At 68.4% G+C, this 6562-nt stretch carries 6 protein-coding genes and 1 pseudogene; 4 read left to right on the forward strand and 3 right to left on the reverse strand.

Annotated features, from left to right (window positions below; all coding sequences use genetic code 11):
* Positions 1-1199: 1199 nt before the first annotated feature.
* Positions 1200-1358, reverse strand: coding sequence for a hypothetical protein (locus tag RE027_RS17505; protein ID WP_368809588.1), 159 nt, complete (start codon positions 1356-1358; stop codon positions 1200-1202).
* Between the two features lie 1470 nt (positions 1359-2828).
* Between RE027_RS17505 and RE027_RS17510 the strand changes: the two genes are divergently transcribed.
* Positions 2829-3287, forward strand: a complete 459-nt coding sequence (locus tag RE027_RS17510) for a hypothetical protein (RefSeq protein ID WP_368809589.1) — start codon at positions 2829-2831, stop codon at positions 3285-3287.
* A 244-nt stretch (positions 3288-3531) separates the two neighbouring features.
* Here RE027_RS17510 and RE027_RS17515 read toward each other — a convergent pair whose 3' ends face one another.
* Positions 3532-3708: a hypothetical protein gene (locus tag RE027_RS17515; RefSeq protein WP_368809590.1), complete on the reverse strand. Its 177-nt coding sequence runs from the start codon at positions 3706-3708 to the stop codon at positions 3532-3534.
* 134 nt (positions 3709-3842) lie between these two features.
* On the opposite strand from RE027_RS17515, the gene RE027_RS17520 reads away from it, so the two are divergent.
* From RE027_RS17520 to RE027_RS17530, 3 genes are all read left to right on the forward strand, one after another.
* On the forward strand, positions 3843-4115 hold the full coding sequence (locus tag RE027_RS17520; RefSeq protein WP_368809591.1) for a hypothetical protein: 273 nt from the start codon (positions 3843-3845) through the stop codon (positions 4113-4115).
* Between the two features lie 270 nt (positions 4116-4385).
* Positions 4386-4541, forward strand: coding sequence for a hypothetical protein (locus RE027_RS17525; RefSeq protein WP_368809592.1), 156 nt, complete (start codon positions 4386-4388; stop codon positions 4539-4541).
* Between the two features lie 79 nt (positions 4542-4620).
* A complete protein-coding gene (locus RE027_RS17530) occupies positions 4621-4965 on the forward strand; it encodes a histone-like nucleoid-structuring protein Lsr2 (protein ID WP_368809593.1) in 345 nt (114 codons plus the stop codon).
* Between the two features lie 236 nt (positions 4966-5201).
* On the opposite strand, the pseudogene RE027_RS17535 reads toward RE027_RS17530, so the two are convergent.
* Positions 5202-6156: pseudogene (locus RE027_RS17535) on the reverse strand (IS481 family transposase).
* Positions 6157-6562 lie beyond the last annotated feature (406 nt).

Here is a 6562-nt window from a genome sequence, read left to right on the forward strand (position 1 = left end):
GGGGGGGGGGGGGGGGGGGGGGGGGGGGGGGGGGGGGGGGGGGGGGGGGGGGGGGGGGGGGGGGGGGGGGCGCTACCGCCGAAGGGAATCATGATCCGGGTGCACCGCATTTAAGAGCAGCGCCACGAACAGGCCTGGAGTCCCGGCGATGAGCACTGGGTCCTCGATCACCTCCGCCAAGAACTGTCCTGGGCACGCGTTCGTGTACGGGGTGCTCTGCAGCGCCATCGCAGGGGCAGCTGCGTTCGTGTTCGAGCTCACCCTGGATCTGGTGCTCCGCCTGGTGTTGTTCCCTGCCCTCGCGATGTCTCTTCTGGTGCTGACCAGTGCTGCTTCACCCCTCACCGCCGCAGTGGGCGCCGCGGGGCTGGCTGCTGGAGTGGGCGCCGCGGGGTTGGCCGCGGTGATCCTGCGGTACAGCCCCGGGGCGGGCCTGCCGCTGACCGGGACGACTGTGCTGCTCGTGCTGGCAGGGGGGGGGGGCCGTGCACCGCGCTCAAGAACAGCAGCAGCCCCGGTGACGTCTGCGCCTCAGCACCAGGACCCCGCCGGTCCCCGGGTCAGCTGTGTGCTCCTGCTCCTCGTCCCGATGACCGTGGCACTGGCACTGGGATTGATGACGACGGGCGAGGGCGGCGCACCTGTCGTGGCGGCACTCATCGCCGGGGAGCATCGGCATCCTCCTCGGCCTCGTCCGAGTGCGCCTCTTGCTCCATCGAGTGGGCAGGTCCAAGGAGGAGAGCAGCCGATGACCGACGGCCCTCGAGGCGAAGGCCTCTCCGGGGCCTTCGCTCTGGTGGATCTCCTCGCCGTGGTGCTGTTCATCGCCTGGCTGCCCCACTCCCAGGGGCATGACGGGCTGACGGTGGTGATCCCCACCGCCCTGGCGACGACGGCCCTTCAGATGGTTCTCCGCCCTCTGCCTGCCGACAGGTTCTCCCGTGCCGGCCGACCTCGGCACGACAGCGACGATGCGAGCCAACCGGCGGCGCCATGCGCGTCACTCCAGGACCCCTCTCGACCCTCCCTGAGCATCGAGGGGAGCGGGACGGGTCGAAAGCGCGCCGGCCCGGGATCTCAGCAACGCACGGGGGCCGCGGGGCTGTTCACTCCACCCACGCCCTCCGTGCTGCTCGCTCACCCCAGGAGCTGTTGTAGAAGCACAGGCACAAGACGGGGCTCACGGTGAGCGGTATCCATTAGGTGATCTCCAGGACCACTCCTACACCCATGTACAGCAGGGACCTCACCACGACACCGGGGAGCATCGCCCGGTGCCCCTCCTGCCGCGCCCGCTCGGAGGAGCCCACCTCATCGGTCAGCACCCCCGCCCGGAACCACTTGGACCACGTCGTCATCCGACCGTGAGCCGCTCGCCAGGTGCTCACCACGGTCCCTGCGGTGACGGGGGCCAGCACCGTGCCTTGGGGTACTGGGTGGGGCTGTCGCGGCCGCGGTGTGCCGAAAGGCGCTTGCGGTGTGCGGGCGGGGCGATGCCGCGGCCGCGGGCCTGGAACCGGGCCACCGGTCGGGGCCCGGTGGGGCAGTGGCCGCAGCCTGGGCCGGGAGGAGTCCTGCAGCCATCCATGAAGGACCCCGCGCAGTGGGACCGGGAGGACCAACGCGCTCAGCACGGCAGGTGGTTCGCATCCGGCGCTCGCAGTGGCGCGGTGGAGCCCGGCCCGGCCCGGCCCGGCCCTCTGTGTGTGGGCCTGGGCTCAGCCTCGGCCCAGAAGCCGCAGCTAGCACGGGGGGTTCGGCGCGTCGAGCACTACGGCGCCGGTGGCATTGCGGCCAGCGCTGGCACCCCAGCCGGATCAGCCGATCGAAGTGCTCGGTGCTGTCCAGCTCCTGCTGCCCGAGGTCCTGGACCCTGTGGACCGGGAAGGCCTGCACCTCAGCTGCCGGTCGCGCCACGCTCGAGCGCGGCCGCGTTGACCTCGCATCAAGACCCGCTCTCAACACCCAGGCCGTCTGCCGCTGTTCGCTTTGTCCCCGAGCCATGGCAGACAGGCACAGAGAACAGGGCCGTGGAGCAACACTTCGGCGCAGGGGAGGGGCCGCAGCTGTACCCCGCCAAGTGCCCGGAGACGGTATGGGTCAACGGTGCGGGTGATCTGGGCTATGTCCTGACCACTGGAGAGGAACGGGAGCCGCCGCCCCCCCCGGATACCCGGAGCGGAATTGCCGGGGTGGAGCAACGACGGTGGTGGTTCGGGCCCACCACTGCCCCCTGGGCGCCGCCCCGGCCGGGGATCACCGTAGCAGGGGCGCGCATCAGGCCCACTCACGGACGCAGCGTCGCGGGCTCACCGCTGCAGCGATGGCGGACCGGCGGTGCCTGCTGACCGACCTCTGGGGACCAGCGGCGGCCGCCGACACCGAGCAGCAGCTGATCGACCCCGCCCCTGCGCACGCCGCGACAGACACCCTCACGGACACCACCACAGAGATCGCGGCGGGGCGGCCGGCCCCATCTCGCCCCCACCGACTTGTGCAGTGCCTCAGCGCTGATCGCACCATCCAGCAGATCGCCGAGAAACCGCCCATGAGCATCCGGCAGACCCACCACCAGTGCGCGGCCGATCTCGGCCTGCCACCAGCACTGGTGCGGCGCATCCTGCCCTCGCACCGCTCTGCCGCACCGTGGGAGCCCCGACGGGCCGGAAGCCATGCCGACCTCGCCGCTCCGACGGACTACAGCGACCAACCGCATCCGATCCGAGACTTCCCCGCCCCGGCCGGCCAGCCACCCCGCACCACGGTGAAGCGAGAAGGGATCCGATTCGTCCAAGCCGCTGGCCCCCACCCGCTCCTAAGGTCGATCCATGACCGACTGGAACGACATCATCACCGCTGTTGCCACCGTCCTCGAGGGCGACCCCACCGGCGGGGCGCCACGACTTCGCGCACTGTGGGAATCCAGCAGCCCCGACGAGCACGCCCAACGCTGCGTTCTGGCCCACTACCTCGCCGATCTGCAACCCCACCTCACCGAGGAAGTGCGATGGGACGAACTCGCCCTGGAAGAGTTCTCCTCAGTCCACCAGGACGACCTGCGCCCAGTGGGCATCACCTCAGCGGCCGGCATGGCCCCCAGCCTCCACCTCAACCTAGGCGACGGTTACCGACGCCAAGGGGAAATCGAACGGGCGAGAGAGCAACTCCACCTGGGACAGACAGCACTCGCAGCCCTCACAGAAGACGGATACAGCACGATGATCCGCAAGGGCCTCGACATGCTCAGAAGACGTCTCGACACCAACGACCCACCCTCGAAAAGCTGAGCCCCACCACTTGAACGAAGAAGACACCAAACACCCCCAGCCGGAACCCTGAAACCAGACCCGAAAGCATCTTCGCCGAAGTCAGCCCACCACCGGGTCACCAGCCAGGAGGACGAGGCAGCACTCTGCAGGTGACGGTGGTGGTCATATCCGACTCCTCACGGGGCGGGGATGCCGATCGGGAAGAACAACCCGGCCCGCGCTCGCGGGCCGGACCGGGGCGTTCAGTCCTCGTGCACGAGCATCAGCGCGAGAACCGGCTCGCCTGCCACAGACGGCCAAGGCGAACGGTGTAATCCAGCTCCCGCAGCATCCCGACCCGAAGGGTGTTCCGGATACCGGCGACGGTGGCGACGGCGCGGTCGACGCCGGCGACACTGCGCATGACACAGGCCGCCATCGTCAACACCTCCCACGCCACGCCTCGACTCGTCCTCCAAGGGACGGTTGTCCTCGTTCCAGACCACGGCCCCGGGCACACCGGGGCGATGACTTCGGCACCGTCCCCAACGACCCCGCCATGACCAATATGCCCCCGGCGCTCGCGGCACGACCATGGAGGGTGACATCGAGCGCAGGGTAAAAATTCAGCGTCAGGAGGCCGATGTAGAGCAGGTAGCGCAGCGCGTGGAGTTCCTGGAGAAGAACCAGCCCGAACCGTTCACCCATGTGGAGCTGGCGGGCGCGTGCGCGGTGCCGGACCAGGACGGTGCTACCTACGGCCTCGTCCGGGTGAACCGGAAGACCATCACCGTCTCGTGGGCCGGGTACGACACCTATCGGTGGAGCTTTGACAAGATCTACCGGCTCATCCCCAAGAGCCGGTAAGGGGCAGGCGCAACAAGCGGGGCCGGGGACATCCGGCCCCCTTCACTTCCTTTTGTCTTTCATGAAATGCATAAAGTAATAAATTGGCCTGCAAACAGAACGCTCAGCGTGACCCCAGCGCTCATTGCTCTCAGGGTGTTCGCTCTCCTCATTGATCAAGCTCTCGCGTGGCGGTAGCTCAGAACATTCCGCGCGGCCCTGCGGGAAACCGCCGGTACGAGAACACGCGACCTCGAGAAGAGCCACCCGTCGGCTCACAGTGGGCGCCTGGTGCTGCTGCTGGACTATCGGGCGGTGTTGGAGAGCGCGAACCAGTACCGGCGCATTACCGAGGCGCACAAGGCTCGCAATGCCCGCACGATGGCCCAGATTGACCGGCAGGTCACCCGACTCAAAAAGGCCACCACCCGCGGAATCGAAACCTGACTCGCTGCCGAATATGCCAACCAGGCCCACTCCGCATAACCTGACCCAGAAACAATCCCTCTGACAGAAAGAGAAGCACATGGCGCAGAACGTTCAGATCCTCCTCACTGACGACATCGACGGCAGCGAAGCGGCAGAAACCGTCCGCTTCGGTCTCGAGGGCAAGGATTACGAGATCGACCTCAGCACCGTCAACGCAGAGCAGCTGCGTGAAGCGCTGGCCCCCTACAGCAGCGCGGCCCGCAAGGTCGCGTCGAACGCCGGCGCCCGTACCACCTCCCGTACCAGCCAGGGGAGCGGTAGCGGGGAGACCGCCGCAATCCGAGCCTGGGCGAAGGCCAACGGATACGAGGTCTCCGACCGCGGCCGGATCCACCAGCACATCAAGGACGCCTACGAGGCGGCGCAGAAGGCTGGCGCATGACAGTGGCTCATGCCAATGCCCTCGCGGTCGCACCCGTGCTCGTCCTCGCTGTCCTGGGCGCGGTGGCGCTGCTGGTGACGGTGAGCGTCTACGCGGCCCACACGGGCGCGGTTGGTATCTGGGTGTTGGTGGCCTGTGAGACGGCTTTGGCCGTGGTCGGGCTCATCACCGCAAATTGGTGGGCGCGGAAGATTTGGAGAGGCGGGGCGTGATGGCAGCGCGCTAGGTGTACTGGGTCACGAGATTGGTCGCAGACGACTGACGGGTGGGTGGCCTCCGAGTGCGCTGTGACGCCTGCCAGTGTTGTAGTGCTCGAGCCACGGGGCAAGAGCGGTGGCGCGTTCGTCGTTGGATGTGAAGACTCGCCGGTAGGCCCACTCGGTCGCGAGGGTGCGGTTGAAGCGTTCGACCTTCCCGTTCTGCCAGGGACAGTGCGGTCGGATGAACACCTGCTTGGCGCCCAGCCCGGCAACGACTTCCGATAGGCCCAGGCGTTGTCGGTCATCACCCGCTCGATGCGGGTGATCCCGTGGCCGGTGAAGTAGGCCGCGGCCCGGGCCAGGAATCCCGCGCAGGTGGCGCCTTTCTCGTCGGGATGGATCTCCGAGTACGCCAGCCTCGAGTGGTCATCGACCATCGAGTGCACGTAGTCGAAGCCGACCCGTGTGCTGCGGTCACGGGTGATGCTGGCCGCCCCGCGCCCGTGGGCCCCCACCTGCCGCCGTCGGGAATCCGCCCGAGTTTCTTCACGTCCATGTGCACCAGTTCGCCCGGGTGGTTGCGTTCGTAGCGCACCGCGGTGGACTTCGAGGCCCGGATGAGTGCTCCGGTGATCCGGTCCAGCTCGCGCAGATACGGCATCTGGTGGCGGCGCAGGATCCGCCCTACCGTCCTGGGCGCCAGACCGAGTTCAGGACCGATCCAGTCCTGGCCCCGCCGCTGAGTACGGCGTAGCTCGAGCACCTGCTGCTCGAGCTCGGGACGGGGGCGGGTCGGTGTGGTGTGTGGTTTCGAGGAGCGGTCGTGGAGGCCGGCCTCGCCCTCGCTCTCGTAGCGAGAGATCCAGTGGGACACGCACTTACGAGACACGCCCATGGCTGCGGCGATGTGGGCTTGGGGCATCCCGGATTGATGCCGTCTCACAATCAGGAGTCTGCTGTGGACGGTGGTGCGGGCATTACGGTGAGACATGGGAGCCTCCGTGGTGGATGTGGGCCTTAGGCAAGCCACACCCCACTCGGAGGCTCTCCTCACGTCAACCCCGCGCTACCAATCTCCTGCCCGGGTACACCTAGGGCGTGGCCGCGGGGCTGGTCGTGTTCGGAGGTGGGAATGGGAGCAGATGCTGCGGGGCAGTGCCCCGTCCTCCTAGGCTCTCTTTCCACTCACCACCACGGGCAGGTGCGCTCTGCCCTGCTTCACCCCCCCCCCCCCAAAAAAAAAGGCGCCCTCGTGCTGCGCGGAGCGCAGTGCGTGGGCGCCTCGGTGAGACGGCAGCGATAGGTGAGTGGGCACCCACCAGCGGCCCGGAGGGCCGCCCGGGCGCGGAGCGCCCGGGGCCGGGCGGGCGCGGAGCGCCCGAACCCGCCGCCCCCCC

It is taken from the genome of Kocuria sabuli, assembly GCF_040981185.1.
In the GTDB taxonomy this organism is placed as follows: domain Bacteria; phylum Actinomycetota; class Actinomycetes; order Actinomycetales; family Micrococcaceae; genus Kocuria; species Kocuria sabuli.

Excerpts from the sequence above, each read along its gene's own strand:
- RE027_RS17505 (WP_368809588.1), bottom strand. The coding sequence starts at position 1,358 with ATGACGACGTGGTCCAAGTGGTTCCGGGCGGGGGTGCTGACCGATGAG.
- RE027_RS17510 (WP_368809589.1), top strand. The coding sequence starts at position 2,829 with ATGACCGACTGGAACGACATCATCACCGCTGTTGCCACCGTCCTCGAG.
- RE027_RS17520 (WP_368809591.1), top strand. The coding sequence starts at position 3,843 with ATGGAGGGTGACATCGAGCGCAGGGTAAAAATTCAGCGTCAGGAGGCC.
- RE027_RS17530 (WP_368809593.1), top strand. The coding sequence starts at position 4,621 with ATGGCGCAGAACGTTCAGATCCTCCTCACTGACGACATCGACGGCAGC.